This window comes from Microvirga lotononidis, from assembly GCF_034627025.1.
Lineage (GTDB): Bacteria > Pseudomonadota > Alphaproteobacteria > Rhizobiales > Beijerinckiaceae > Microvirga > Microvirga lotononidis.
In genome coordinates this window covers 2,404,791-2,427,704 of sequence record NZ_CP141048.1, presented here as the reverse complement: position 1 = coordinate 2,427,704, position 22,914 = coordinate 2,404,791, and the positions used below count along the sequence as shown (strand labels likewise).

22 protein-coding genes are annotated in these 22,914 nt (G+C 64.4%); 17 read left to right on the top strand and 5 right to left on the bottom strand.

Translation table 11 applies throughout. The features are described from left to right. Positions 1-61: 61 nt before the first annotated feature. Complete coding sequence (locus U0023_RS11515; protein WP_040639447.1) at positions 62-1,519, top strand: amidohydrolase; 1,458 nt, start codon at positions 62-64, stop codon at positions 1,517-1,519. Between the two features lie 287 nt (positions 1,520-1,806). On the opposite strand, the gene U0023_RS11510 is transcribed toward U0023_RS11515, so the two are convergent. Next, positions 1,807-2,691, bottom strand: a complete 885-nt coding sequence (locus U0023_RS11510; RefSeq protein WP_009493022.1) for an MBL fold metallo-hydrolase — start codon at positions 2,689-2,691, stop codon at positions 1,807-1,809. 157 nt (positions 2,692-2,848) lie between these two features. Between U0023_RS11510 and U0023_RS11505 the strand changes: the two genes are divergently transcribed. From U0023_RS11505 to U0023_RS11480, 6 genes are all read left to right on the top strand, one after another. After that, positions 2,849-3,631 (top strand): sulfite exporter TauE/SafE family protein, encoded by a 783-nt coding sequence (locus tag U0023_RS11505; protein WP_009493023.1) that lies wholly within the window; start codon positions 2,849-2,851, stop codon positions 3,629-3,631. A gap of 48 nt (positions 3,632-3,679) precedes the next feature. Then, the gene (locus U0023_RS11500; protein ID WP_009493024.1) at positions 3,680-4,123 is read left to right on the top strand and encodes a TIGR01244 family sulfur transferase; all 444 of its coding nucleotides are present in this window, start codon (positions 3,680-3,682) and stop codon (positions 4,121-4,123) included. A gap of 145 nt (positions 4,124-4,268) precedes the next feature. Then, on the top strand, positions 4,269-4,853 hold the full coding sequence (locus tag U0023_RS11495; RefSeq protein ID WP_009493025.1) for a GbsR/MarR family transcriptional regulator: 585 nt from the start codon (positions 4,269-4,271) through the stop codon (positions 4,851-4,853). Between the two features lie 2 nt (positions 4,854-4,855). Then, positions 4,856-6,277: a cytochrome ubiquinol oxidase subunit I gene (locus U0023_RS11490; RefSeq protein WP_009493026.1), complete on the top strand. Its 1,422-nt coding sequence runs from the start codon at positions 4,856-4,858 to the stop codon at positions 6,275-6,277. Between the two features lie 3 nt (positions 6,278-6,280). Then, on the top strand, positions 6,281-7,288 hold the full coding sequence (cydB, locus tag U0023_RS11485; RefSeq protein ID WP_009493027.1) for a cytochrome d ubiquinol oxidase subunit II: 1,008 nt from the start codon (positions 6,281-6,283) through the stop codon (positions 7,286-7,288). Then, positions 7,288-7,413, top strand: a complete 126-nt coding sequence (locus U0023_RS11480; protein ID WP_009493028.1) for a hypothetical protein — start codon at positions 7,288-7,290, stop codon at positions 7,411-7,413. The genes cydB and U0023_RS11480 overlap by 1 nt, the downstream gene beginning before the upstream one ends. An 18-nt stretch (positions 7,414-7,431) precedes the next feature. Here the strand turns inward: U0023_RS11480 and U0023_RS11475 are convergent, their stop codons facing one another. The 3 genes from U0023_RS11475 to U0023_RS11465 are packed head-to-tail and all read right to left on the bottom strand — an operon-like array spanning position 7,432 to position 8,667. Beyond that, positions 7,432-7,890, bottom strand: a complete 459-nt coding sequence (locus tag U0023_RS11475) for a DUF6691 family protein (protein WP_009493029.1) — start codon at positions 7,888-7,890, stop codon at positions 7,432-7,434. A gap of 3 nt (positions 7,891-7,893) precedes the next feature. Next, a complete protein-coding gene (locus tag U0023_RS11470) occupies positions 7,894-8,319 on the bottom strand; it encodes a YeeE/YedE family protein (RefSeq protein WP_009493030.1) in 426 nt (141 codons plus the stop codon). Positions 8,320-8,331: 12 nt separating this feature from the next. Next, complete coding sequence (locus U0023_RS11465; protein WP_009493031.1) at positions 8,332-8,667, bottom strand: ArsR/SmtB family transcription factor; 336 nt, start codon at positions 8,665-8,667, stop codon at positions 8,332-8,334. A 275-nt stretch (positions 8,668-8,942) separates the two neighbouring features. Between U0023_RS11465 and U0023_RS11460 the strand changes: the two genes are divergently transcribed. The 3 genes from U0023_RS11460 (at position 8,943) to U0023_RS11450 (ending at position 12,473) form a co-directional block, all read left to right on the top strand. After that, complete coding sequence (locus U0023_RS11460) at positions 8,943-10,712, top strand: chloride channel protein (RefSeq protein WP_009493032.1); 1,770 nt, start codon at positions 8,943-8,945, stop codon at positions 10,710-10,712. Between the two features lie 291 nt (positions 10,713-11,003). After that, positions 11,004-11,282, top strand: coding sequence for a metal/formaldehyde-sensitive transcriptional repressor (locus tag U0023_RS11455; RefSeq protein ID WP_009493033.1), 279 nt, complete (start codon positions 11,004-11,006; stop codon positions 11,280-11,282). Positions 11,283-11,339: 57 nt separating this feature from the next. Further along, complete coding sequence (locus U0023_RS11450) at positions 11,340-12,473, top strand: HoxN/HupN/NixA family nickel/cobalt transporter (protein WP_009493034.1); 1,134 nt, start codon at positions 11,340-11,342, stop codon at positions 12,471-12,473. A gap of 115 nt (positions 12,474-12,588) precedes the next feature. Here U0023_RS11450 and U0023_RS11445 read toward each other — a convergent pair whose 3' ends face one another. Then, positions 12,589-13,779, bottom strand: coding sequence for an amidohydrolase family protein (locus U0023_RS11445; protein WP_009493035.1), 1,191 nt, complete (start codon positions 13,777-13,779; stop codon positions 12,589-12,591). A 166-nt stretch (positions 13,780-13,945) separates the two neighbouring features. On the opposite strand from U0023_RS11445, the gene U0023_RS11440 reads away from it, so the two are divergent. The 7 genes from U0023_RS11440 to U0023_RS11410 all read left to right on the top strand — a co-directional run bounded on the left by U0023_RS11440 (position 13,946) and on the right by U0023_RS11410 (position 22,900). Continuing rightward, positions 13,946-14,653 (top strand): GntR family transcriptional regulator, encoded by a 708-nt coding sequence (locus tag U0023_RS11440; protein ID WP_040639258.1) that lies wholly within the window; start codon positions 13,946-13,948, stop codon positions 14,651-14,653. A 208-nt stretch (positions 14,654-14,861) separates the two neighbouring features. Further along, complete coding sequence (locus U0023_RS11435) at positions 14,862-16,430, top strand: ABC transporter substrate-binding protein (protein WP_009493037.1); 1,569 nt, start codon at positions 14,862-14,864, stop codon at positions 16,428-16,430. A gap of 57 nt (positions 16,431-16,487) precedes the next feature. After that, positions 16,488-17,459 (top strand): ABC transporter permease, encoded by a 972-nt coding sequence (locus tag U0023_RS11430; RefSeq protein ID WP_009493038.1) that lies wholly within the window; start codon positions 16,488-16,490, stop codon positions 17,457-17,459. Further along, on the top strand, positions 17,456-18,370 hold the full coding sequence (locus tag U0023_RS11425) for an ABC transporter permease (RefSeq protein WP_009493039.1): 915 nt from the start codon (positions 17,456-17,458) through the stop codon (positions 18,368-18,370). The genes U0023_RS11430 and U0023_RS11425 overlap by 4 nt, the downstream gene beginning before the upstream one ends. Continuing rightward, on the top strand, positions 18,367-20,097 hold the full coding sequence (locus U0023_RS11420; RefSeq protein ID WP_009493040.1) for a dipeptide ABC transporter ATP-binding protein: 1,731 nt from the start codon (positions 18,367-18,369) through the stop codon (positions 20,095-20,097). Before U0023_RS11425 ends, U0023_RS11420 begins: the two co-directional genes overlap by 4 nt. Before the next feature lie 18 nt (positions 20,098-20,115). Further along, positions 20,116-21,570, top strand: coding sequence for an amidohydrolase family protein (locus tag U0023_RS11415; protein ID WP_009493041.1), 1,455 nt, complete (start codon positions 20,116-20,118; stop codon positions 21,568-21,570). 88 nt (positions 21,571-21,658) lie between these two features. Then, positions 21,659-22,900, top strand: coding sequence for an MFS transporter (locus U0023_RS11410; RefSeq protein ID WP_009493042.1), 1,242 nt, complete (start codon positions 21,659-21,661; stop codon positions 22,898-22,900). Positions 22,901-22,914 lie beyond the last annotated feature (14 nt).

The window sequence follows — 22,914 nt, the reverse complement described above, 5'->3', positions numbered from 1 at the left end:
GATCTTGCTTTATTCGGCGGACCTCAAGCACCATACTCCGCGTCGGTCACAGGAGAACCAGATGATGACAGGAAGCCTACGGATGATCGCCTTGTCCTTATTACTGACCGCCGCGCCGCAGGCTTTCGCCGAACCGCTGACGGCCGAGCAACGCGGTCAGGTCGTTCGCGCCGTGAGCAACTACGCTCCCCGCATGAACGATGTGGCTGACACCATTTGGAAGCATCCCGAACTGGGCTACCTGGAAACGGCAACCGCAGACCTGCTGATCAAGGAGCTGGAAGCTCATGGATTCAAGGTCGAGCGGAATGTCGCCGGGATTCCGACCGCCTTTGTCGCACGCTACGGCACGGACACTGGACCGGTCATAGGGCTTCTCGCCGAGATGGACGCGCTACCGGGCTTTTCGCAGGCCGCCGCACCGCAACAGCAGGCCGTGGAAGGCCTCGCCAGCGGCCATGCCTGCGGGCATCATCTGTTCGGAGCCGGATCGGTCGCGGCAGCCATCGCGGTCGCTCAGTGGCTGAAGGACAATCGGGTCGACGGCCAGATCCGCCTGTATGGAACGCCGGCTGAGGAAGGCGGGTCGGGCAAGGTTTACATGGTCCGCAGTGGCCTGTTCGACGATGTCGATGTCGCCCTGCACTGGCACCCCTCGGACTCGAACTCGACCGAGCAGGGGCGCTCGCTCGCCAATGTCAGCGCGAAGATCCGCTTCAAGGGCGAATCCGCCCATGCGGCGATGCAGCCGGAGCGCGGGCGTTCGGCGCTCGATGGTCTCGAGGCCATGCATCACATGATTAACCTCATGCGTGAACATGTCCCGCAGGAGACGCGGATCCATTACGTGACCACGAATGGCGGAGCGGCACCGAACGTCGTGCCGGATTTCGCCGAGAGTTACCTCTACGTCCGTCATCCGGATCCGAGAGTGGTCGGCGAGGTTTTCGAGTGGATCACGAAGACCGCCGAAGGTGCGGCCCTGGGGACAGGAACGAAAGCTTCCATCGAGCGCCTGGGCGGCGTGTACTCCGTGCTCCCGAACGACGTGCTCGGAAGAGCCATGGATCGCAATCTGCGTGCCGCGGGAGCGATCAAATGGACGCCTGAGGAAACCGCGTTTGCCACCGAACTTCAGAAAACGCTTCGCACGAAGCCTCCTCTTTCGTCGGTGTCGGAGATCGAGGATTATTCATTCGGAAAGCAGGGCTTCTATTCCACGGATGTCGGAGACGTGAGCTGGGTCGTGCCGACGGTCGGCCTGGGCACGGCTACGTGGGTGCCGGGCACGGCGACGCATAGCTGGCAAGCCGTTGCTGCCGGGGGCATGTCGATCGGCCACAAGGGGACGCGGCTGGCCGCCGAGACGCTCGCCACGACAGTCGTCGAGTTGTTCCAGTCGCCGAAGCTGGTCGCAGACGCCAAGGCGGAATTCGATCGGGCACGCGGCGGATCGTTCTCCTACTCGGCTCTGATCGGCGACCGGAACCCGCCTTTGGATTATCGCCTGAAGAACTAATATGCGTCGATCCTCATCGACCCAGCAAGGTTGCGCCCCCTCGGCAGTATCGTTCGAGGAGGCGCTCTGGCCGGGTCTGATCAGGCGGCAGTGAGCATCGTGAGATCTAGTCAGCGGAGAAGGCGAATCTTCGCCTCCCTGCAACATGTTTTCCGACCCACGCCGGTGCGGCGGACCGGCACGGATTGGCAGGCATCGCATGCCAAAGCGGGAGCCCGTCTTACGTAAGAGGCGCGGAACCGGAAGCGTGACGCATCGGACGCGGCGTCGCATGCGTGTCCGATACTCTAGACAACCTCCTCCGCGCCACCTTTCAGCGTCACCGGGATCATCAGATAGCGTACGCCGTTGGCCTCGGCGGGCGGGAATTTACCGGCCCGGATATTGGTCTGGATCGAGGGCAGAAGAAGGCGCGGGGCTGCGAGCTTGGCGTCTCGCCCTTGGCGCATCGCCACGAACTCGTCCTCCGTGACGCCGTCTTTCAGGTGAACGTTGTTCCGCGCATCGGCGACCGTGGTTTCCCAGGCATAGATGTCGCGACCCGGCGCCTTGTAGTCGTGGCACATGAACAGGCGCGTCTCAGGCGGCAGCGCGAGCAGGCGCTGGATCGAGCGATAGAGTTTATGCGCATCGCCCCCCGGGAAGTCGGCGCGCGCCGTGCCGTAATCCGGCATGAACATCGTGTCGCCGACGAACACTGCGTTCTCGATCCTGTAGGCGATGTCCGCCGGCGTATGGCCGGGCGTGTGCAGCACTTCCACGTCGAGGTCGCCGATCGTGAAGTGCTCGCCGTCCTTGAACAGATGGTCGAAGTCGCGGCCGCTGGTGTCCAGGTCGGTGGCGTTGAAGATCGGCCGGAAGATCCGCTGCACCTCGGTGATGTGTTCGCCGATGCCGATCTTCGCCCTGGTCTTGGCCTTGATGTAGGGCGCACCGGACAGGTGGTCGGCATGGGCGTGTGTCTCGAGCACCCATTCGACCACGTAACCCGCCTCCTCGGCAGCCTTGAGCATCGCCTCGACGGAGCGCGTATCGACCGTGCCGGAATTATGATCGTAGTCAAAGACCGGATCGATGATCGCTGCTTTCCTAGTCGCAGGATCGGCCACGAGATAGCTCACCGTATTGGTGGGTTCGTCGAAGAACGCCCGGATGGTGGGTCGGCCTGACATGATCTGAATCTCCATCTCCTCGATGTCTCGTTCGCTATTGACAATATATAAGATATATCTAAATAAGCAATCTCTAATTTAAAAGTAGCAAACCAACCGGAGCTGCTCCTTGCCCACCCTTCGCAGGGGGACGACGTGGTCCGGCTCAGGAGACCCCATGACGCTTTCGCTTTTTCAAAGCGCCCTCGGACTGGCCTCGGGCTCCCTCGTCGGCTTCACGCTCGGGCTCGTGGGCGGAGGCGGCTCGATCCTGGCCGTGCCGCTGCTGGTCTATCTGGTGGGAGTCACGAACCCGCATGTGGCGATCGGCACCAGCGCGGTGGCCGTGGCGGCCAATGCCGCGGTCAATCTCGGCACCCATGCCCGCGCCAGAAACGTGAAATGGCGCTGCGCCCTGGTCTTCACGGTTGCCGGCGTCATCGGCGCCTTCGGCGGCTCCACCATTGGCAAAATGGTCGACGGCCAGAAGCTTCTCGCCCTCTTCGCCGTGCTGATGATGGCGGTCGGCGCCCTCATGCTGCGCAAGCGCTCCGGCGAGGGGGACGACGGCGTGCGGCTCGGCCGGGAGAACTTTTTCAAGCTGGTCGGCATCGGCCTCGCGACCGGCGCCCTTTCAGGCTTCTTCGGCATCGGCGGCGGCTTCCTGATCGTGCCGGGGCTGATCCTGGCAACCGGGATGCCGATCCTCTACGCGGTCGGCTCCTCGCTCGTGGCGGTGACCGGCTTCGGCCTGACCACAGCGGCGAACTACGCCTTCTCGGGTCTGGTCGACTGGCCCCTGGCCGGGCTGTTCATCGGCGGCGGCATCCTCGGCGGCCTGCTCGGCGCCAGCCTCGCATCGAAGCTCGCGGTCAGGAAGGGGGCCCTCAACAACGTCTTCGCCGGCCTGATCTTCGCCGTCGCAATCTACATGCTGGTCAAGAGCCTCAACCTGCTGTGACGCTCAGAGAACGTCAGCGGCAATTCTCTAACCTCTAGGAGACGATCCATGAAAATCGCCAAGCTCACGGACAACCTCTCGGTCGCGCCTCAGCTCAGTCCGGAGGATCTGCAGCAGGCTGCCGCCGCAGGCTTCCGGTCCATCATCAACAACCGCCCGGACGGCGAGGCTCCGGACCAGCCATCGAGCGACACCCTCGCGGCGGCGGCCCATCGCCTGGGTCTCGCCTACCGGCACATCCCGGTCATTCCTGGCCAGATGTCGCCCGAGCAGGTGGAGGCGTTCAAGGAGGCCCTCGCGGCGGGCACCGGGCCGACCCTCGCCTTGTGCCGGACCGGCACCCGCTCCGCCAGCCTGTGGGCCCTCGCTTCGGCCCGTCACCTTGCGCCCGATGTGATCCTGCGGATGGCTGCGGATGCCGGATACGACCTGGACGCCTTGCGCCCTCGGATCGAGGCGGCTTCCCGCAATCCACCGCCGGATGCCGGATAGCCGCGTCCGCCGAGAACCCAGCGAGGCTTACCCCTCATGACACCGGCCCGGCGGGGATGGCTGCAAGCGTCCGGGCCCGCCGATCCTTGACTTACGTCAATCGATGTCCGATATTTCAGAAAATTCTGAAATTTCAGGACACACCGTGAACCTCCCTCCTCTTGTCCAAACCTTCGTGCTGCATTTCGGCGAGATGGGCTCGCGCTGGGGGATCAACCGCACCGTCGGTCAGATTTACGCCCTGCTTTACCTCTCCAAGGAGCCGCTGAACGCCGAGGACATCGTCGAGCGACTCGGCGTCTCCCGCTCCAACGTCAGCATGGGCCTGAAGGAGTTGCAGGCCTGGAACCTCGTGCGGCTCCAGCACAAGCCCGGCGACCGGCGCGACTACTTCGCCACGCCCGACGACATCTGGCAGATCGTCCGCACCCTGGTCGAGGAGCGCAAGAAGCGCGAGATCGACCCGACCATGACGCTCCTGCGCGAGGTGCTCATGCAGGAGCCGGCGAGCGCCGAAGAGCGCCACGCCCAGGAGCGCATGCGCGACATGCACGACCTCTTCGAGCTCCTGACCGGCTGGTACGCCGATGTGCAGCGGCTCGATACCGAGCGCCTCGTCCAGCTCCTGACGCTCGGCTCGAAGGTGCAGAAAATCCTCGAGATGAAGGACCGTCTCTTCGTCGTGCCCGGATCGAAGAAGAGCCGCCGCGAAGACCCCAAGGAAAAGTAAAAATGTTCGACCAGTTCGACGCCCTGCTCCTGGCGCGTTTCCAGTTCGCGTTCACGGTCACCTTCCACTTCATCTTCCCATCCTTCTCGATCGGGCTGGCGAGCTATCTCGCCGTTCTGGAGGGGCTGTGGCTCTGGACCGGCCGCGAGGTCTATCTCAACCTGTTCAAGTACTGGCTCAAGATCTTCGCCCTCGCCTTCGCCATGGGCGTGGTCTCCGGCATCGTCATGTCCTACCAGTTCGGCACCAACTGGGCCGTGTTCTCCGATAAGGCCGGACCGGTCATCGGTCCGTTGATGGCCTATGAGGTCATGACCGCGTTCTTCCTGGAGGCGGGTTTCCTCGGCATCATGCTGTTCGGCATGGGACGGGTCGGCCGCAAGCTGCACTTCGCCGCCACGCTCGCGGTTGCGGTCGGCACCTTCATCTCGGCCTTCTGGATCCTGTCCGCCAACTCGTGGATGCAGACGCCCGTCGGCTACGCCATCAACGAAGCCGGGCAATTCGTGCCGGAGGATTGGTGGGCGATCATCTTCAATCCATCCTTCCCCTATCGCCTCGTCCATACGGTGTTCGCCGCCTATCTCACCACCGCCTTGGTGGTCGGCGGGGTCGGAGCCTGGCATCTCCTGCGCGAGCGCACCAACAAGGGTGCCCGGGTGATGTTCTCGATGGCCATGGGCATGATCACCATCGTCGCCCCGTTGCAGATCCTGGCCGGCGACATGCATGGCCTCAACACCCTCGAGCACCAGCCCGCCAAGGTCATGGCGATGGAAGGACACTTCCAGAGCCATCCCGAGGGCGCGCCCCTGATCCTGTTCGGCATTCCCGACCAGGAAGCCGGCACGGTGCGCCATGCCATCGAGATCCCGAAAGCCTCCTCGCTTATCCTCAAGCATGACCTGAACGCACCCTTGAACGGACTCGATACCATCGACCGTGCCGACTGGCCCTACGTGCCGGTGGTGTTCTGGTCGTTCCGCATCATGGTGGCCTTGGGATTCGCGATGCTCGGCCTCGGAGCGCTCAGCCTCCTCGCCCGCTGGCGCGGCCGGCTCTACGACTGGCGCCTGCTGCACCGGCTGGCGCTGCTGATGGGACCTTCAGGCTTCGTGGCAGTCATCGCCGGCTGGGTGACGACCGAGGTCGGCCGCCAGCCCTTCACCGTCTACGGCCTGCTCAGGACAGCCGTTTCGGCTTCGCCGCTCGAAGCTCCGGCCGTGGCGGCCTCGCTTCTCACCTTCATCGTAGTCTATTTCATCGTGTTCGGCGCCGGCACCGGATACATCCTCAAGCTCATGGCCAAGCCGCCGCATGCGGGTGAGACCGGGCCCGAGGCCGGACGCGATCCGATCCGGACCGCCGGCATCACACCGGCCCCGGCTGTCAACCCGGCCCGCACCCTCGGCGCAAAGGCGTAACCCATGGCGACCCTCCTCGATCTCCCCACTCTCTGGGCCTTCGTCATCGCGTTCGCAGTCTTCGCCTATGTGGTGATGGACGGCTTCGACCTCGGCATCGGCATCCTGTTCCCGTTCTTCAGCCCGGGACCGGAGCGCGACAGTGCCATGAACTCGGTCGCGCCGGTTTGGGACGGCAACGAAACCTGGCTCGTGCTCGGGGGCGGCGGCCTGATGGCGGCCTTCCCGCTGGCCTATGCCATCATCCTGCCTGCCCTCTATGCGCCGATCATCGCCATGGTGCTGGCGCTGATCTTCCGCGGCGTCGCCTTCGAGTTCCGCTGGCGCGACCCCGGCCATCGCCGTTACTGGGACTTCGCGTTCACGACGGGCTCGGTGGCGGCAACGCTGGCACAGGGCATCACGCTCGGCGCGCTCCTCCAGGGCATCGCGGTCGAGGGTCGCTCCTACGCCGGCGGATGGTGGGATTGGCTCACGCCGTTCAGCCTGCTGGTCGGCGTCAGCCTCGTGATCGGTTATGCCCTGCTCGGCGCGACCTGGCTCGTCATGAAGACCGAGGGTGCCGTCCAGGACCACAGCTTCCGCCTTGCCGGCAAGCTCGCGATCGGCCTGATCATCTGCATCGGACTCGTGAGCGCGGCGACACCGTTTTTGAGCGGCGCCTATTACGAGCGCTGGTTCGCCTGGCCACAGGTCCTGTTCACCGCCCAGGTGCCGCTGCTCGTCGGCCTCTGCTCCGGGGCGCTCGTGGTGAGCCTGATGCGCCGCTGGGAATACTGGCCGTTCCTGCTGACGCTGGGGCTGTTCGCCCTCTGCCTCGTCGGGCTGGGCATCAGCATGTTCCCGCACGTGGTGCCGAACGCCGTCACCATCCATGAGGCCGCGGCGCCGCATGCCAGCCTTCAGTTCATGCTGGTCGGCGCGAGCGTGCTGATCCCGATCATTCTCGCCTATACCGGATATGCGTATTGGGTGTTCCGCGGCAAGACGGGACACGAGGGATATCACTGATGGGCAACGATCTCGAACAAGGCTCCGCTCTCAGGCAATGGCTGTGGTTCGCGGGCCTCTGGGCCGCCGGCGTCGGCGTCACCGGAGCCGTCAGCCTCGTCCTGAGGGCTTGGCTGCTCGGCTGATCGGTGAAGAACGGATGCTCAGCCATCCATCTGCGAGGCCTCGCGGCGGAAGGAGACCTGCGGCCAATCGGCAGGCACAAGGCGGAAGATCGCCATGCCGACGATCATGGCGGCCACGAAGACGAGGACCTCCCACGGACCGAAAGTCAGCCCGACCAAGGCCGGGCCCGGGCAGAGACCGACAAGGCCCCAGCCGATTCCGAACAGGGCTGCCCCGCCGATCAGCCGCGGGTCGAGGTCGCGCCGGGTCGGGATCTCAAGGCATGGCGCCAGCACGGGCATTCCACGCCGCCTCGCGACGAGGGTACCCAGCGCCGACATCGCCACGGCGACGCCCATGACCAGAGCGAGGCTCGGGTCCCAGTGGCCGAAAATGTCGAGAAAGCCGAGCACCTTGGCCGGGTTGACCATCTGAGACACGATCAATCCGAGGCCGAACAGCAGACCCGACGCAAAGGCGGACAGGAGCAGGGGCATGGCTTACATTCCGATGACGTGACGAGCGAGGAAGACCGTAGTGACGGCAGTGGCCATGAAAACGAGCGTCGCCACGATGGAACGCGGTGAGCCTCGTCCGATGCCACAGACGCCATGGCCACTGGTGCAGCCCGCCCCCAGACGCGTGCCGAACCCGACGATCAACCCCGCCACGATCAGCACAGGCAGGGATGCGCCGATCTTGACCGGCGGCAACGTGCCACCGGCCATGAGGTAGATCGGGGTCGAGACGAGCATCCCGGCCGGGAAGGCGAGGCGCCAGCCGACCTGACCACGCTCGGGCGGGATCAGGCCGCCGAGGATGCCGCTGATGCCCGCGATACGCCCATTCAGCACCAGGAACAGGGCAGCCGACGTTCCGATCAGAAGGCCGCCGAACAGCGCCGACACAGGTGTGAGATTGTCCATAATTGCCTCCGATCAGGCGGACTTGTCCGTCTTGGCCTGCTTGCAATACAGCTCGTAGAGAAGGCCGAAGAGCTGCTCGATGCGAGGATCGGCGATGCGGTACCAGATCGTCTGGCTCTCGCGCCGGGTGGTGACGATGCCCTCGTCCCGCATCTTGGCCAGATGCTGCGACAAGGCCGATTGCGACAGTCCGACGGCCTCGACAAGCGAGGTGACGTTGGCCTCACCCCACTCCACCAGCTTGCACAGGATCATCAGCCGTCGTTCGTTCGCGAGTGCCCGCAGAATGTCCGCGACCTCGGTCGCCTTCTGTTCAAACGTCTCAAGATCGAGTTCCAAGCCGGGCATTCGTACACCTATCTAAATCAGATATTTCTAATTTAGATATTTCTTATTGATATGCAAGGGCCGTCCGTGACTGATCTTCGTTCCGGCGATCGACCCGCCAATGCCCCTTGCCTTTGGTGCGGCAAAAAGCATGGACCATGCGGGGCCCCGCTCTTCGCCTCCTCACGGGTGCAGCATTAAGGGTACATCCAAGCCGAAATGGGTTGACGGCAAAGGCCGACACGCCCAAACCGCGTGCACCCCGCGCACTTGCTGCTTCTCACCCCACTCGCCTGATGCTGCTTCCCCCTCGCCTTCCGGCGCTCCCGAACATTCGCAAGCCGACAGGCTCGTTCCGTCTGGTTGGTCTCGCCATCGTGATCGGCATCCTGACGGGCGTGATGGTGGCGGTCGTGCAGCAATTCGTCGTCTTCGCGCAGCGCGCCATGCTCGGCTTCGCCGCAGAGCGGCGGATCGTCCTGCCGGACCACGCCTCCTTCCTCAGGATCGCTCTGGCCCTGGCCTGCAGCGCCTTCCTTGTCACCCTGCTGTCGCATCTGATCGGGCGCTGGAAGACCAAGGACCCCGTCGACGCGGTCGAGGCGAATGCCCTCAACGGGGGCAGGATGGGCTGGTACGATGCCACGGGAGTCGTCATCCCGATCCTCGCCTCGGTCTGTTTCGGAGCCTCGGTCGGAATCGAGGCCGCCGTCACCCAGCTTGGGGCCGTGCTCGCCAGCCGCCTCGGACGAAGGCTGAACCGGCCGCGCTCCGACCTGCGCCTGCTGGTGGCCGTCGGTGCCGCAGCCGCCATCGCCGCCGCCTATAGGGCACCGATCGCCGGCATGCTCTATGCCTATGAGCTGCTGCTGGGGACCTTCTCACGCCGGACCCTGGCCCCGATCGGGCTCGGCGCTATCGCGGCCGTGATGACGATCTGGCTGCTCCTGGGACAGGCGCGGCCCTTCAGCCTCGAGACAGGGCCCGGCACATCCTGGTCCGACTATCCTCTGGCCGTCCTGCTCGGCGGCATCGCGGCCTTCGTCGGCATCGTCGTCATGCTTCTGGTCTCGGCGATGGAGCGCCTCCTCAAGCGTTTCCTGAGGGACGGGATTCTGCGCCGGCTCGCGGCCGCCCTTCTCCTCACGGCACTGGCGACCCGCTTCCCGGCCGTCCTGGGTAGCGGTCATGCGGCCATCGAGCATGCCGTGTCCGGCGACATCGCCGGTCGCCATGCCCTCGGTCTGCTGGCCGCGAAGGGGCTGGCCTCCGCGGCCAGCCTCGGATCCGGCTTTCGCGGCGGCCTGTTCGGCGCCTCGCTCATGATCGGCGCCCTGCTGGGACAGGTGATGGCCTGGCTGTTGGCCTTCATCCCGGGTGCTCCGACCTGGAGCCCGGCCCTGTGCGCCGTGATCGGCATGGCCTCGGTCGGAGCGAGCGTGATCGGCAGTCCGCTGGCGATGATCTTCCTGGTCCTCGAGACCACCGGGGACTTCGACGCCACCATCCTGGTGGCTATCGGGGCCCTGACCGCTTCGTTCCTGACAGACCGTCTGTTCGGCTACTCGTTCGCAACCTGGCGCTTCCAGCAGCGTGGCCTCGCCATCGAGGGCGGTCACGACGTCTCGCGCCTAGAGGCCGCGACGATCGGCGAGATCATCAAGCCGCCGAAGCGGGCGGTGATGGCCAATGCCAGCCTGGAGGAGGTTCGCCGGGCGCTGTCGACGGCAGGCGCGCGCGGTACGGCCGTCTATGCGGTGGACGGAACCTTCCTTGGCCTGATCGATCCTCGCCTGGTCGAGGCGATCGAGGCCGAGAGTGCCGACCTGCCCGTGGTGGCCGCGGAACTGGTCTACGAGTCGGGTCCGATCGTGACGCCGGCCGCATCCCTTGCGGAGGTGCTCGACATCTTCCGCAGCGACGACCGGGCCACATTGGCCGTGATCGGTTTCGAGGACCGCAACAAGATCGTCGGCTGCATCCGCGCTCGGGATGCATTCGCGCTGGCCTCCGCGCTCCTGGACGCTCAGCGCCGTGAGGATCTCGGCGTCGGAAGCTGGAAGTGATCCGACAGGTCGAGACCTTCGCGATGGCTCAGGATCCATTCCCGGTCTGCCCGTCGGCTCGCTCTCGATGGAAGCCAAGGATGCCGGCTCGGGTGACATGAAGTCGCCTATTTGACCTGTCAGGCCGAACCGACCTCCCCCCGTTACGGCGGCTTACGCCGTCTCCGGAACCACGCCCCACCTGTCGGCTCGGGGAGCACCCGGATCCGCCAAAGGCCCTGCGGCCATCCTGACGCTCGACGTACATAGGGTACCCCCCTATATGACATGAGCACTCGCAGAGGAGGCGGCATGTCCCACACCATCAAGGAAAAGACGAAGCTGCTCGCCCGCGTCCGCCGGATCAAGGGTCAGGTGGAAGCCATCGAGCGTGCGCTCGAGGCCGAGCTCGGCTGTGCCGACGTGCTGATGCTGGTCGCTTCGGTGCGCGGAGCCGTGAACGGCCTGACCGTCGAGCTGATGGAGGACCACATCCGCAACCACGTCGTCGACCCGGCGCATGAGCCGGATCCGGAGCGCGCCAAGGGCGCGGCCGAACTCATCGACGTCGTCCGTACCTACCTGAAGTGACCTCCTCCCGGGCGGCTGGGAGAAGTGTCGCCGCCGCGAGACATTGCTGGAATACCGATGCCCGATATTGCTCAACTTCTTCAGTCCGGCAGCAACGGCTGGCTGTATCTTCCCGTCGCCGTGCTGCTCGGCGCCCTGCACGGGCTGGAGCCCGGCCACTCCAAGACCATGATGGCCGCCTACATCGTGGCGATCCGCGGCACCATCGGGCAGGCCGTCCTGCTCGGCATCTGTGCCGCTCTCTCCCACTCGCTCGTGGTCTGGATCGTGGCCATGCTCGGCCTGTCGCTCGGCCGCGACATCCTGAACTCGCACTTCGAGGGCTGGCTGCTGATCGCCTCGGGCGTGATCATCATCGGCATCGCCGCCTGGATGATCTGGCGCACGGGCCGGAGCCTCGGCTGGTTCCGGCAACGCCACCATGGTCATCACCATGATCATGACGCTCATCATCATGGCGACGAGGCAAGGATCATCGACACCGGGCACGGCGTCGTGGAGCTGTCGATTTTCGAAGACGGCGTGCCGCCGCGCTGGCGTCTGCGGATCTTAAGTGGCAGCGCGTGGAGAGCCGAGGACGTGCTGGTTGAGACCATCCGGGACGACGGCTCCGGCGAGCGTTTCCGGTTCGTCGAGCGTGACGGCTACCTCGAGTCAGCCGGGGAAATCCCGGAGCCGCACGCGTTCACGGCCCGGCTGCGTCTGTCGCACGGCGACCACGCCCATACCTATAAGGCGACCTTTGCCGAGCACGATCACGGACATCATCATGATCATGCCGAGCATGACGAGGACGCGCATGAGCGCGAGCACGCCGAGCAGATCGCCCGCCAGCTCGCGGCCAACGGCGGCAACGTCACCACGGCCCAGATCGCATTGTTCGGCATTACCGGCGGCCTGATCCCCTGCCCTGCGTCAATTACCGTGCTGTTGATCTGCCTTCAGCTCGGCCAGTTCACGCTTGGCGCAGCAACAGTCGCGGCCTTCAGCTTGGGGCTGGCGATCACGATGGTGTCGATCGGTGTCGCAGCCGCCTGGGGCGTGCAGCATGCGGCGAAGCGGGTCAACTTCTCCGACCATCTGCTCAGGCGCCTGCCGCTCGCCTCGGCTGGCCTTGTAGGCATCCTCGGCGTGGTCATGCTGGTGCAGGGCTTCGTCGACCTTGCCGCACCCGTGACGGCCCTGTCGTAGGCAGCGCCAAACTGTCAGCCGAAGTCATCCGATGGTGCTGAAACGAGTGGCGCACGCCGACCAATCGCTCACCGAGGCCGTAAGCCCTCATCCGCTCACGGCTCTGCGAGCAGGATCAAGGCGCAGGGATCGATGCAGTCCCGTCCCGAGCGATCACCTTTCCGCCCTTGATCACGATCTTGCGCGGCCGGCGGCTGACGACGGCCTCGGCGAGCGTTTCACCGTCGAGCAGAACCAGATCCGCTCTGCAGCCGGGCTTGAGGCCATAATCATCGAGGCCCATCATACGGGCCCCGCCATACGTGCAGGTGTCGAGAGCCAGCGCAACCTCATCGTCGCGACGCAGGTTGTTGCGCAAGCCGACGAGGACGGCCCGCTCCAGCATGTCCGGATTGTTGTAGGGTCCCCAGGTGTCGCGCACCCCATCGGATCCCGCTGCGACAACGATGCCCGCCTCCACCAGCCGCTTGACGGCAGGCGCCGGCCTTGAGGCCGGTGCCGTTGTCAGAATGTGGATCTGCGCTTGAGCGAGTTCGTCGATCAGCGCTGCGACATAATCCTGATCGGTCATGCCGAGACAGAACGCGTGACTGATCGTGACCTTGCCCTGCAGGCCCAGGGCCTTCGTACGCTCGATGATGAGCTCCATGGAGAATGCACCCAGCTCCGCCGGTTCATGGAGATGAATATCGACCGGAACGGCATAGCGTTCAGCAAGGCCGAAGACGACATCGAGATGCCCCTTCGGATCGCGGTCGATCCCAGCCGGATCAAGTCCGCCGACAACCTGAGCGCCGAGTTGAAGAGCCCGTTCCATGAGCTCGACGGTACCGGGCCGAATGAGCATGCCGCTCTGCGGGAACGCAACGAGTTCGATATCGACGAGGTCACGATAGCGCTCCCGTGTTTCGAGAACGCCCACGATGCCTGCAACGCCGACCTCTGTGTCCACATCCACGTGGGTCCGGATATGCGTCGTGCCGAGGGAGGCTGCGAGCACAGCCTGCCGGGCGGACTGACGGGCGGGATCGATGCCAAGAACACGCCTTTGCATCCGCTCGTTGTCGATCTTGTCGATGAGGCGCGGCCCCACCTCGTTGCGATACCAGCCCATGCCGAGAAGCGTCTTGTCCATATGCGTATGGGCCTCGACGAGTCCGGGAATCAGGATCGCTCCGCCGCCATCCAGGAGCTCCGCACCCTCCTGGACATGCCAACCGTAACTCTGGATCCGGCCGTCGCTGACCGTCACCGAGGTTGCCTCCCCGCCCATCGGGCGCACATTGTGGATCACTAGGCTCTGCATCAGCGTCCTCGTTTCTCTGGCCTCGTCCGGGCAATACGATTGGACGCATTGCCAATTCCGGCTTATTGTATACAATTATGAATACACAATGCCAGTAAAATCGACCTTCCTGATCGGTCGGTTTTGTGGAACATAGTTCGTCCCTGGAGCTCCTCTGCATAGCCCTATGAATACCCCAGCGAGAAAACCCAAGTCAGCCGCCGGCACTCGGAGCGATTCCGTTTATGCCGGGCTTCGCCGTGCCATCATCGAGCAGGCACTGATGCCGGGTGACAAGCTGACTGAAGATGTCATCGGCGAGCGGTTCGGCGTCAGCCGCACGATCGTCCGGACCGTTCTGGCGCGCCTTCATGCCGAGGGCCTCGTCGACATGCAGCCGAACAAGGGTGCCACCATTGCGCAGCCGAGCCTGTCGGAAGCGCAGGACGTTTTCGAGACGCGTATGTGCCTGGAGCGCCAAGTTCTTGTTCGGCTTGCGGAAAAGGTCACGAGCGAAGACATCGATCGCCTCCAGCGGCATGTGAATCTGGAGACGAAAGCGAACGCGGATGATGGGCCCGCCGCCATCCGCCTCGCCGGAGAATTCCATATTCTCCTAGCCTCTCTCTCCGGCAACCGGGTGCTTGCGCGGTATATCGACGAGGTGGTGTCACGCTGCTCCCTCATCCTGGCACTCTACAGCCGACCTCACTCCTCCGATTGCTCAATCCATGAGCATCAGCAGATCATCGATGCATTGCGGTCCGGGAACAGCCAAGCGGCCATCCACGCCATGGACCACCATCTCAAGGCCGTGACGGACAGAGCCCTCCTGTCCTCCACGTCCGACAAGCATCGGGACATCCGGTCCATCCTCGACCGCTACGCTTCCTGACAACGGGACCTGCCCCGGCCAAACGGGTTCTTCGGCACCGGAGTGCCCTCCGGAAGCGAGGAGCATCGCTTGCGGCTGCGTAGATTCGCATCGCCGGATGATGAAAATTCAGCCGACTGCCGAATTGACGGCTCGATTTATGTATGCAATTTTTTTCCGTATTGTATCCAATAAAGAATCCATTCCAGAGGATCTGCGGAGGTCAAACATGAAAGCCAAACTTGCGACCGGCCTGGCCGTCGCCGTCGGCGCCCTGATGGGAATGTCGGCGGAGGCCAAGACCCTGAGATGGGCCTCGCCCACGGACATCACGACGCTCGATCCCTATGCGCATACGGAGAGCTTCACCACGAGCATGCTGCACCACGTCTTCGACCCGTTGGTGCGCCGCGGCCGTAATCTCGAGCTGGAACCTGCTCTGGCGGTGAGCTGGAAGACGGTGAAGCCTGATACTTGGCGCTTCGAGCTGCGTCGAAACGTGAAATTCCACAACGGCAATCCGTTCACCGCCGACGATGTGGTCGCCTCCATCACCCGCATCCTCGATCCCGGCGCCAGGGCTCGCGGCAATCTCGCGACCGTGGTCAGAGCAGAGAAGGTCGACGACTTCACGGTCGACATCATCACGCAGGGGCCCTACCCGCTTCTCCTCAACGACCTCGCCGGCATCTACATCCTGGACAAGGAATGGATGGAGGCCAACGGGGCCCTGAAGCCCGGCAATATCGCTACCGGCGTCACGACGGCGGCATCGACCACAGCCATCGGCACCGGCCCCTTCAAGGTGGAATCGTACAAGCCTGACGCGGGCACGACCTTCGTGGTGAACCCCGATTGGTGGGACAAGCCTCAGCACAATCTCACCCGTATCGAGTTCAAGCCGGTGAAGTCTGATGCGACCCGCGTTGCCGCCCTGCTGTCGGGCGAGTTGGACCTGATCGCGCCGGCGCCTCTGCAGGACCTTCAGCGGATCTCCTCATCGCAGGGCTTCAAGGTCATCGAGGAGCCGTCCCTGCGCCTGATCATGCTCTCGCTCAACGTCCGTCCCGAGCTGAAGGCGATGCCCGGCCAGAAGAACCCTCTGCTCGACGTCAAGGTGCGTCAGGCCATGTGGCATGCCATTGATATGGAGACGATCAAGAAACGCGTGATGCGCGACAAGTCGCGCAATACCGGCACGCTCGTCGCACCGCCCGTCCCAGGCTATGCGAAGGAAAACGATGTACCGCTCGCCTTCGATCCGAACAGGGCCAAGCAGCTTTTGGCGGAAGCCGGCTACCCGAACGGCTTCAAGACCAAATTGAACTGCCCGAACGATCGCTACATCAACGACGAGCAGACCTGCGTGGCCATCGCTTCCATGTGGGCGAAGGTCGGCATCCAGGCGGACCTCCAGACCGAGTCTCGCGCCACCTACTTCCCGCGCCAGGACCGCGGCGAATTCGACGTGTCCATGGTGGGCTGGGCAACCCTGCCGCCGATGGACGGCTTCAGCGTCCTCTCGTCCCTGCTCACCGAGCAGAAAGACGGTTACGGCGGCTCCAACGCGGGCACCTACAGCAATCCGAAAATCGAGGAACTGACCCGCAAGGCGGCCGTCGAGCTCGACGAGACGAAGCGCCGTGCCATGCTGACGGAAGCCCTCAAGGTCGCACGGGACACCGTCGCCTACATCCCGCTCCACCAGCAGCCGCTGGCCTGGGCCGTCCGCGACGGCGTCGACGTTCCGCAGTTCCCGGACGAGTATGTCCGCCTGTGGTTCGCGACCGTCAAGTAAACCCGCAGCAGGAGATGGCGGCTCGCCTGAACGGAGCGGGCCGCCGAGGAAGCACTCATGTTCAACGTCCTCGTCTCCCGACTGGGCCAGGCCGCCCTCGTGATGCTCGTGGTATCGGCGGTGTCGTTCGTGATGTTCCGCTATGTCGGCGATCCCGTTGCGACCATGTCGCGCGAGAATGCCTCCGTGGAGGAGAAGGCCGAACTCCGACGCTCGCTCGGCCTCGATCAGCCGCTGGTCGTTCAGTACGGCCGCTTCCTCGGCCGCACCCTGAAGGGCGACCTGGGAATCAGCTACCGCAATCAGCGCCCGGTCACGGAACTCATCGCCGAACGGCTTCCCGCCACGCTGGAACTGGTGATCGTCGCGACGATCCTGTCGCTTTCTCTCGGCATCCCGCTCGGCGTGCTCTGCGCGCTCAAGCCCCATGGTATCGCCGCGCGACTGGTTCAGGCACTCTCCCTCGTGGGCATATCGACACCCACCTTCGTGACCGGCATCGTGCTCATTCTGATCTTCGCGGTGTCTCTCGGGTGGCTGCCTTCGTTCGGACGCGGCCAGGTCGTCGATCTCGGATGGTGGTCGACAGGATTCCTGACGATCAGCGGATTGAAGTCCCTGCTCCTCCCGGGAATCACGCTCGCCCTCTACCAGCTCACCCTCATCATGCGTCTGGTTCGGGCGGAGATGATCGACGTTCTGTCCAGCGACTACATTCGCTTTGCGAAGGCGCGTGGACTGCCGGCGCGGTACGTCCACTTCCGGCTCGCTTTGCGAAACGCGCTGATGCCGGTCATCACGGTCACGGGCCTCCAGATCGGCTCCCTCATCGCCTTCGCCATCGTGACGGAAACCGTCTTTCAATGGCCGGGCATGGGGCTTCTCTTCATCCAGGCCGTGAGCTTCGTCGATATTCCCGTCATGGCGGCCTACCTGCTCTTCGTCGGTCTGCTCTTCGTCCTCATCAACACCGTCGTCGACATTCTCTACGCGGTGGTCGATCCCCGCCTGCGCGCGAGGTCCGCATGAAAACACTCGCCCCCACTCCCGGCCTGTTCGTCCGACTGGGCGCTCCGGTATCGGTCATCGTCGCCGCCATCCTGGCCTTGTGCCTTGTGGCCTGCGCCTTGCTGGCCTCGTGGATCGCGCCATACGATCCAACCGATCTCGCTTCGTTCGAGCTGATAAACGCCGAGCTGCCACCGGCCTTCACGGCAGACGGCGATCCGAACTTCCTTCTGGGAACGGACAATCAAGGCCGCGACCTGCTCTCCGCCATGCTCTACGGCGCGCGCGTCTCCATCGCCATCGGCGGCGGCGCTGTTCTGCTCGCGGCCACCCTCGGCGTCACGCTGGGTCTCCTCGCCGGCTATTTCGGTGGCAGGGTCGATGCCCTGATCATGCGGATCGCCGACGTGATCCTGAGCTTCCCCACAATCCTGCTGGCGCTTCTGGTCAGCGGGATCGCACGGGCGATCTTCCCCGGAGCGGCCACGGCCGAATGGGCACCGATCATCCTGATCTGCGCCATCGCCATCCACGAATGGGTGCAATATGCGCGCACCGTGCGGGCCGCCACCATGGTCGAAACCGCGAAGGATTATGTCCGCGCCGCCAAGGTGATCGGTCTTCCGCCACGGAGAATCATGCTGCGGCACATCCTGCCGAACGTGATGAGTCCGGTGCTGGTCATCTCCACGATCAATCTTGCGGCCGCCGTGCTCACCGAGGCGACCTTGTCCTTCCTCGGGGTCGGCATGCCTCCCACCTATCCTTCGCTCGGCACGCTCATCCGCATCGGCAATGAGTTCGTGTTCTCGGGCATATGGTGGATCGCCCTCTTCCCGGCGCTTGCCCTCGTGATCCTGGTCCTTGCCGTCAACATCGTCGGTGACTGGCTTCGCGATCGGTTCAATCCAAAGCTGAGGGTGAAACGATGAACGCGCAATCCGCACCCGTTCTCGCCATCGATGGTCTGCGCGTCGAATATCCTCTCGCCAACGGCAGCGTCTTCACCGCCGTGGAGAGCGCCTCTCTCGTCATCCGCTCAGGCGAGATCCACGCCCTCGTTGGCGAATCCGGCGCCGGCAAGACGACCATCGGCAATACCGTGATGGGGCTTCTCGAGAAGCCCGGACGCATCGCGGCAGGCAGCATCCATATCGATGGCAAGCGCTTCGACCCTGCCAGGGGCTCGGCGGAAGGCATCGTTCTCGGCCGCGATGTTGGAGCCGTGTTTCAGGATCCGATGACGAGCCTGAATCCGCTCTTCACCATCGGGAGCCAACTCACGGAAGCGATGCGCTTTCACCTCAGGCTGGGCAAGGCAGCCGCTCAAGCACGTGCACTCGAATTGCTCGAAGCCGTGGGAATCCCAGAGCCTCGTCGACGCCTCAAGGCCTATCCTCACCAGTTGTCCGGAGGCCAGCGCCAGCGTGTCGTGATCGCAGCCGCCCTGTCGTGCAACCCCAGGCTCCTGGTCGCCGACGAGCCGACGACGGCGCTCGACGTGTCGGTTCAGGCGCAAATCCTCAAGCTGTTGCGCGATCTGGCGGATAATCGTGGGATCGGCATCCTGCTCGTCACCCACAACATGGGCGTCGTCGCCCAGATCGCCGATCGCGTCACGATCATGCACCGGGGCAAGGTTGTCGAGACCGGATTGACGGAAGAGGTCCTGCGCCGTCCCAAGGCCCCCTATGCCAAGGCGTTGATCGGCGCGGTTCCCCGGATCGACCAGCGCCTCGACCGCTTTCCGGTTCTGGGCGACGAGGGCAAGGGCCGCGCGGAGCAGGCAAGGGCCGAACTGCGCGCGAAGGCCGATCCTGCGGACGCGTCTTCGGATGATGCGCCGATCCTGTCCGTCGAGAACCTATGTGTCGATTACAAGACCAGCGGCTGGCTTCCCGGCTCGAAGGGCCATCGCTTCCGCGCGGTCGATGGCGTCTCCTTCTCTGTCCGCAGCGGCGAGGTCTTCGGGCTCGTGGGCGAATCCGGCTGCGGCAAGACGACCATCGCCAATGTCGTCTCGGGGCTCGTGCATCCGACGTCGGGCCATGTGCTCTATCGCGGCCGGAGCATTGCCGGCGAGGGCGCCACACGCCGTGTCGGGCCGCTTCGGCAGGCGATTCAGATGATCTTTCAGGATCCCTATTCATCGCTCAACAGCCGCATGCGGATCGGATCCATCCTGTCCGAGCCGATTCTCTTCTATCGCCTCGCCGACACCCGTTCCGAGGCCGAGCGCGACGTGGAGCGGCTGATCGAGGCCGTCGGCCTCGATGCGGAGGCGTCGCAACGCTTCCCCCATGCGTTCTCCGGCGGCCAGAGACAGCGTCTCTCCATCGCTCGGGCGCTTGGCGCCAGACCCAAGCTCATCGTCTGCGACGAGCCGACATCCTCCCTCGACGTCTCCGTCCAGGCGCAGATCCTGAACCTGCTGAAGGACCTGCGTGACGCCACCGGCCTGACCCTTCTTCTGATCAGCCACGACCTCGCCGTGGTGCGCCAGATGTGCGACCGGGTGGCCGTGATGCGCCAGGGCAAGCTCCTGGAACAGGCAGATTCCGAAACTCTCTTCGATGCGCCGCAGCATGCCTATACGCAGGAACTGCTGTCGCTCGTTCCGACCCTCGACCGTATTCGCGGCGAAATCAAAGCCGCCTGACCGACCGGAGTTCATCCCATGGCCGACATCATCATCACCAACGGCATCGTCGTCACGATGGACCCGCACCGGCGGATCATCGAGAACGGCGCAGTCGCCATCGACAAGGACCGGATCGTCGCTGTCGGGCCGACCGAGGAGGTCTTGGCGAGCCATCAGGCGCCCACGATGATCGACGCGAGTCGAAAGATCGTCATGCCTGGTCTGATCGACGGGCATGCCCACGCGGGCCACGGCTTGATCAAGACCATGGGCGGCGGCGACAGCGATGCGTGGTACGAGGCCTGCCACAAAGCCTACACGGTGGCCTCGACGCCCGAATTCTGGCGTGCCGAGGCCCGTCTCGCGGCACTCGAGCGTTTGCGCTTCGGCGTGACCACAGGCGTTTCGCTGCTGGGCGGCGGAGACACGATCCTTCGCACCGACGAGCCCATTTACGGCGACGCTCATTGCGAAGGTGTGCGAGAGGTTGGCACCCGGTCCGTCGTCGCCGTCGGACCGACCCGCCCTCCCCATCCGCGCACCTATGCGCGCATCGTGGACGGGAAAGCCGTCGAGCGCCCCGTGAGCTTCGAGGAGCAGTTCGAAACCTGCAAGACACTTATCGACACCTGGCACGGCAAGCACGGCGGGCGCCTCAACATCGCGCTCATCACACCGACCCTGCGGGCAGAGCATCTTGCGGAACTCGGTGCGGAGAATCTGGAGGAAGCCAAGCGCCAGGCCCGGCTAACGGCAGATCTCGCCAAGGAGGCCGGTCTCGTCTTCACGCAGGATGGACACACGAAGGGCAGCGTCGCCTATGCCAAGGAACTCGGGATCCTGGGGCCGAACGCACTGCTCTCGCACTCCACCAACCTCACCGAGGATGAAATCCGGATCGTCGCCGACACGGGAACGAGCATCGCCCACAACCCGAGCGCCATCGCGTCGATTCTGGGACGGTGCCCGGTGCCTGAATTGCTGGAAGCGGGAGCCAATGTCTGCCTCGGCTCGGACGCCACGGCGCCGGATCGATCCGGCGACATGTTCCGGCACATGCAGCAATGCATGCACTACCACCGGACCTATTTCAAGGATCCCACCTGGTTGCCGCCGGGCCGCGTTCTGGAGATGTGCACCATCGACGGCGCCAGGGCGCTCGGGATGGACAAGGACATCGGATCCCTCGAAGTCGGCAAGAAGGCCGACGTGGTGCTGCTCGACCTGCGCCGTCCGCACCTCTACCCCCTCAACATGCCGGTCTTCCGTCTCATCTACTTCGCCAACGGCAACGACGTAGACACGGTGATCGTCGATGGACGCATTGCCCTGCAAGACCGTAAAGCCCTATTCGTCGACGAGGACGAAGTGCTCGATGACGCGCAGCGCGAGACCGACGCGATGCTCGAGCGGACCGGCTTCCAGTCCATGCTCGAGACGCCGAAGATGTTCTGGCACCACGTGAGAGCCACCGATCAGATCGAGCATTGACGGATCACGACGGCGGGGTCGAACCCGCTGCATCCGAGCATCACGACAAACCGCACCAGACGCGTCCACGCGTCTGGAAGGATAGATCATGCCATTAGTACGCGACCGGGAGACGAAGGAGGCGCAAGCGCTGCGCGGCGGCACGCGGAGTGAATCGCTCCCCGTTGCCTTCGTCGTTGCCTGCGTCGTGGTCGCCGCGCTCAACCTTCGACCCGCCCTCACCTCGACCGCAACCATGATGACGGAGATCCAGGCGGGCTTGGATCTCAGCCGGGCATGGATCGGCGTTCTGACCACGATGCCTGTGCTCTGCTTCGGTGCGTTTGGGCCGCTTGCTCCCTTCCTGTCCGCGACGCTCGGCCTCGAACGGGCCATCGCGGCTCTTCTCCTGGGGCTTGCGGCGGGACTTGCCTTGCGCGCGCTTCCGGTGAGTTTCGCGCTATTCGGCGGCACCCTCATCGCAGGAGCAGCCATCGGCATGGCGGGCGTGCTCCTGCCGGTCGTGATCCGCCGTCGCTTTCCCGCACAGCTCGGCCCGATGACCGGATTCTATACGATGGTCCTGAGCGTCGGGGGAGCCAGCGCCGCGGGGCTGACGCCTGTTCTCGAAGAGGCCTGGCACTCTTGGCCCCTGGCTTTGGCGAGCTGGAGCATTCTCGCCTTTGCCGGTGGCGTCATGTGGACCGCCCTCGCTTCCGTCGAGCCGGTTTCCTTCAGCACCGCTCGCCTGCCACGTTTCTCGCTTCTGATGCGCGATCGCCTGGCGTGGTCGGTCACGGCTTTCATGGGCCTTCAGGCTGGGCTGGCCTTCATCGTGCTCGGCTGGCTGCCGACGCTGCTGCGGGATCGGGGGCTCGATGTCCTTGACGCAGGCGTCGTCACTTCCGTTTCGATCCTGTCGCAGACCGCGACAGCGCTGCTGGTGCCGTCGCTTGCGACGCGACGTGTATCGCCACGACTTCTGATCCTGCTGGTTCTCGTGGCCACCTGCGCGGGATTTCTCGGCCTGCTCTATGCGCCGCTCACCACTCGCATCCCGTGGGCGCTCGTCCTCGGCCTCGGGCAAGGAGGACTGTTTGGACTGGCGCTGCTTTTCGTCTCGCTGCGCTCGCCGACTGCGGAGGTTACGGCGATGCTGTCGGGCATGTCGCAGAGTATCGGCTATCTCGGCGCGTCCCTGTGCCCCTTTGCCGTCGGCGTGCTGCGCAGCAGCGACGATCCCTTCCGCGGACCTGCCGTCATGGTGGTGGTGATAACGGCAGGCTGCATCTGGTCAGGCCTCCGGGCGGCGGCACCCGCTTACGTTCTACCTCATCTCAAACAGCGCTGACGACATAGTCCTTC

Excerpts from the sequence above, each read along its gene's own strand:
- U0023_RS11450 (WP_009493034.1), top strand. The coding sequence starts at position 11,340 with ATGCCCGATATTGCTCAACTTCTTCAGTCCGGCAGCAACGGCTGGCTG.
- U0023_RS11440 (WP_040639258.1), top strand. The coding sequence starts at position 13,946 with ATGAATACCCCAGCGAGAAAACCCAAGTCAGCCGCCGGCACTCGGAGC.
- U0023_RS11470 (WP_009493030.1), bottom strand. The coding sequence starts at position 8,319 with ATGGACAATCTCACACCTGTGTCGGCGCTGTTCGGCGGCCTTCTGATC.
- U0023_RS11500 (WP_009493024.1), top strand. The coding sequence starts at position 3,680 with ATGAAAATCGCCAAGCTCACGGACAACCTCTCGGTCGCGCCTCAGCTC.
- U0023_RS11460 (WP_009493032.1), top strand. The coding sequence starts at position 8,943 with ATGCTGCTTCCCCCTCGCCTTCCGGCGCTCCCGAACATTCGCAAGCCG.
- U0023_RS11435 (WP_009493037.1), top strand. The coding sequence starts at position 14,862 with ATGAAAGCCAAACTTGCGACCGGCCTGGCCGTCGCCGTCGGCGCCCTG.
- U0023_RS11465 (WP_009493031.1), bottom strand. The coding sequence starts at position 8,667 with ATGCCCGGCTTGGAACTCGATCTTGAGACGTTTGAACAGAAGGCGACC.
- U0023_RS11445 (WP_009493035.1), bottom strand. The coding sequence starts at position 13,779 with ATGCAGAGCCTAGTGATCCACAATGTGCGCCCGATGGGCGGGGAGGCA.
- U0023_RS11425 (WP_009493039.1), top strand. The coding sequence starts at position 17,456 with ATGAAAACACTCGCCCCCACTCCCGGCCTGTTCGTCCGACTGGGCGCT.
- U0023_RS11420 (WP_009493040.1), top strand. The coding sequence starts at position 18,367 with ATGAACGCGCAATCCGCACCCGTTCTCGCCATCGATGGTCTGCGCGTC.
- U0023_RS11430 (WP_009493038.1), top strand. The coding sequence starts at position 16,488 with ATGTTCAACGTCCTCGTCTCCCGACTGGGCCAGGCCGCCCTCGTGATG.
- U0023_RS11455 (WP_009493033.1), top strand. The coding sequence starts at position 11,004 with ATGTCCCACACCATCAAGGAAAAGACGAAGCTGCTCGCCCGCGTCCGC.
- U0023_RS11475 (WP_009493029.1), bottom strand. The coding sequence starts at position 7,890 with ATGCCCCTGCTCCTGTCCGCCTTTGCGTCGGGTCTGCTGTTCGGCCTC.
- U0023_RS11515 (WP_040639447.1), top strand. The coding sequence starts at position 62 with ATGATGACAGGAAGCCTACGGATGATCGCCTTGTCCTTATTACTGACC.
- U0023_RS11490 (WP_009493026.1), top strand. The coding sequence starts at position 4,856 with ATGTTCGACCAGTTCGACGCCCTGCTCCTGGCGCGTTTCCAGTTCGCG.
- U0023_RS11505 (WP_009493023.1), top strand. The coding sequence starts at position 2,849 with ATGACGCTTTCGCTTTTTCAAAGCGCCCTCGGACTGGCCTCGGGCTCC.
- U0023_RS11510 (WP_009493022.1), bottom strand. The coding sequence starts at position 2,691 with ATGTCAGGCCGACCCACCATCCGGGCGTTCTTCGACGAACCCACCAAT.
- U0023_RS11415 (WP_009493041.1), top strand. The coding sequence starts at position 20,116 with ATGGCCGACATCATCATCACCAACGGCATCGTCGTCACGATGGACCCG.
- U0023_RS11410 (WP_009493042.1), top strand. The coding sequence starts at position 21,659 with ATGCCATTAGTACGCGACCGGGAGACGAAGGAGGCGCAAGCGCTGCGC.
- U0023_RS11480 (WP_009493028.1), top strand. The coding sequence starts at position 7,288 with ATGGGCAACGATCTCGAACAAGGCTCCGCTCTCAGGCAATGGCTGTGG.
- cydB (WP_009493027.1), top strand. The coding sequence starts at position 6,281 with ATGGCGACCCTCCTCGATCTCCCCACTCTCTGGGCCTTCGTCATCGCG.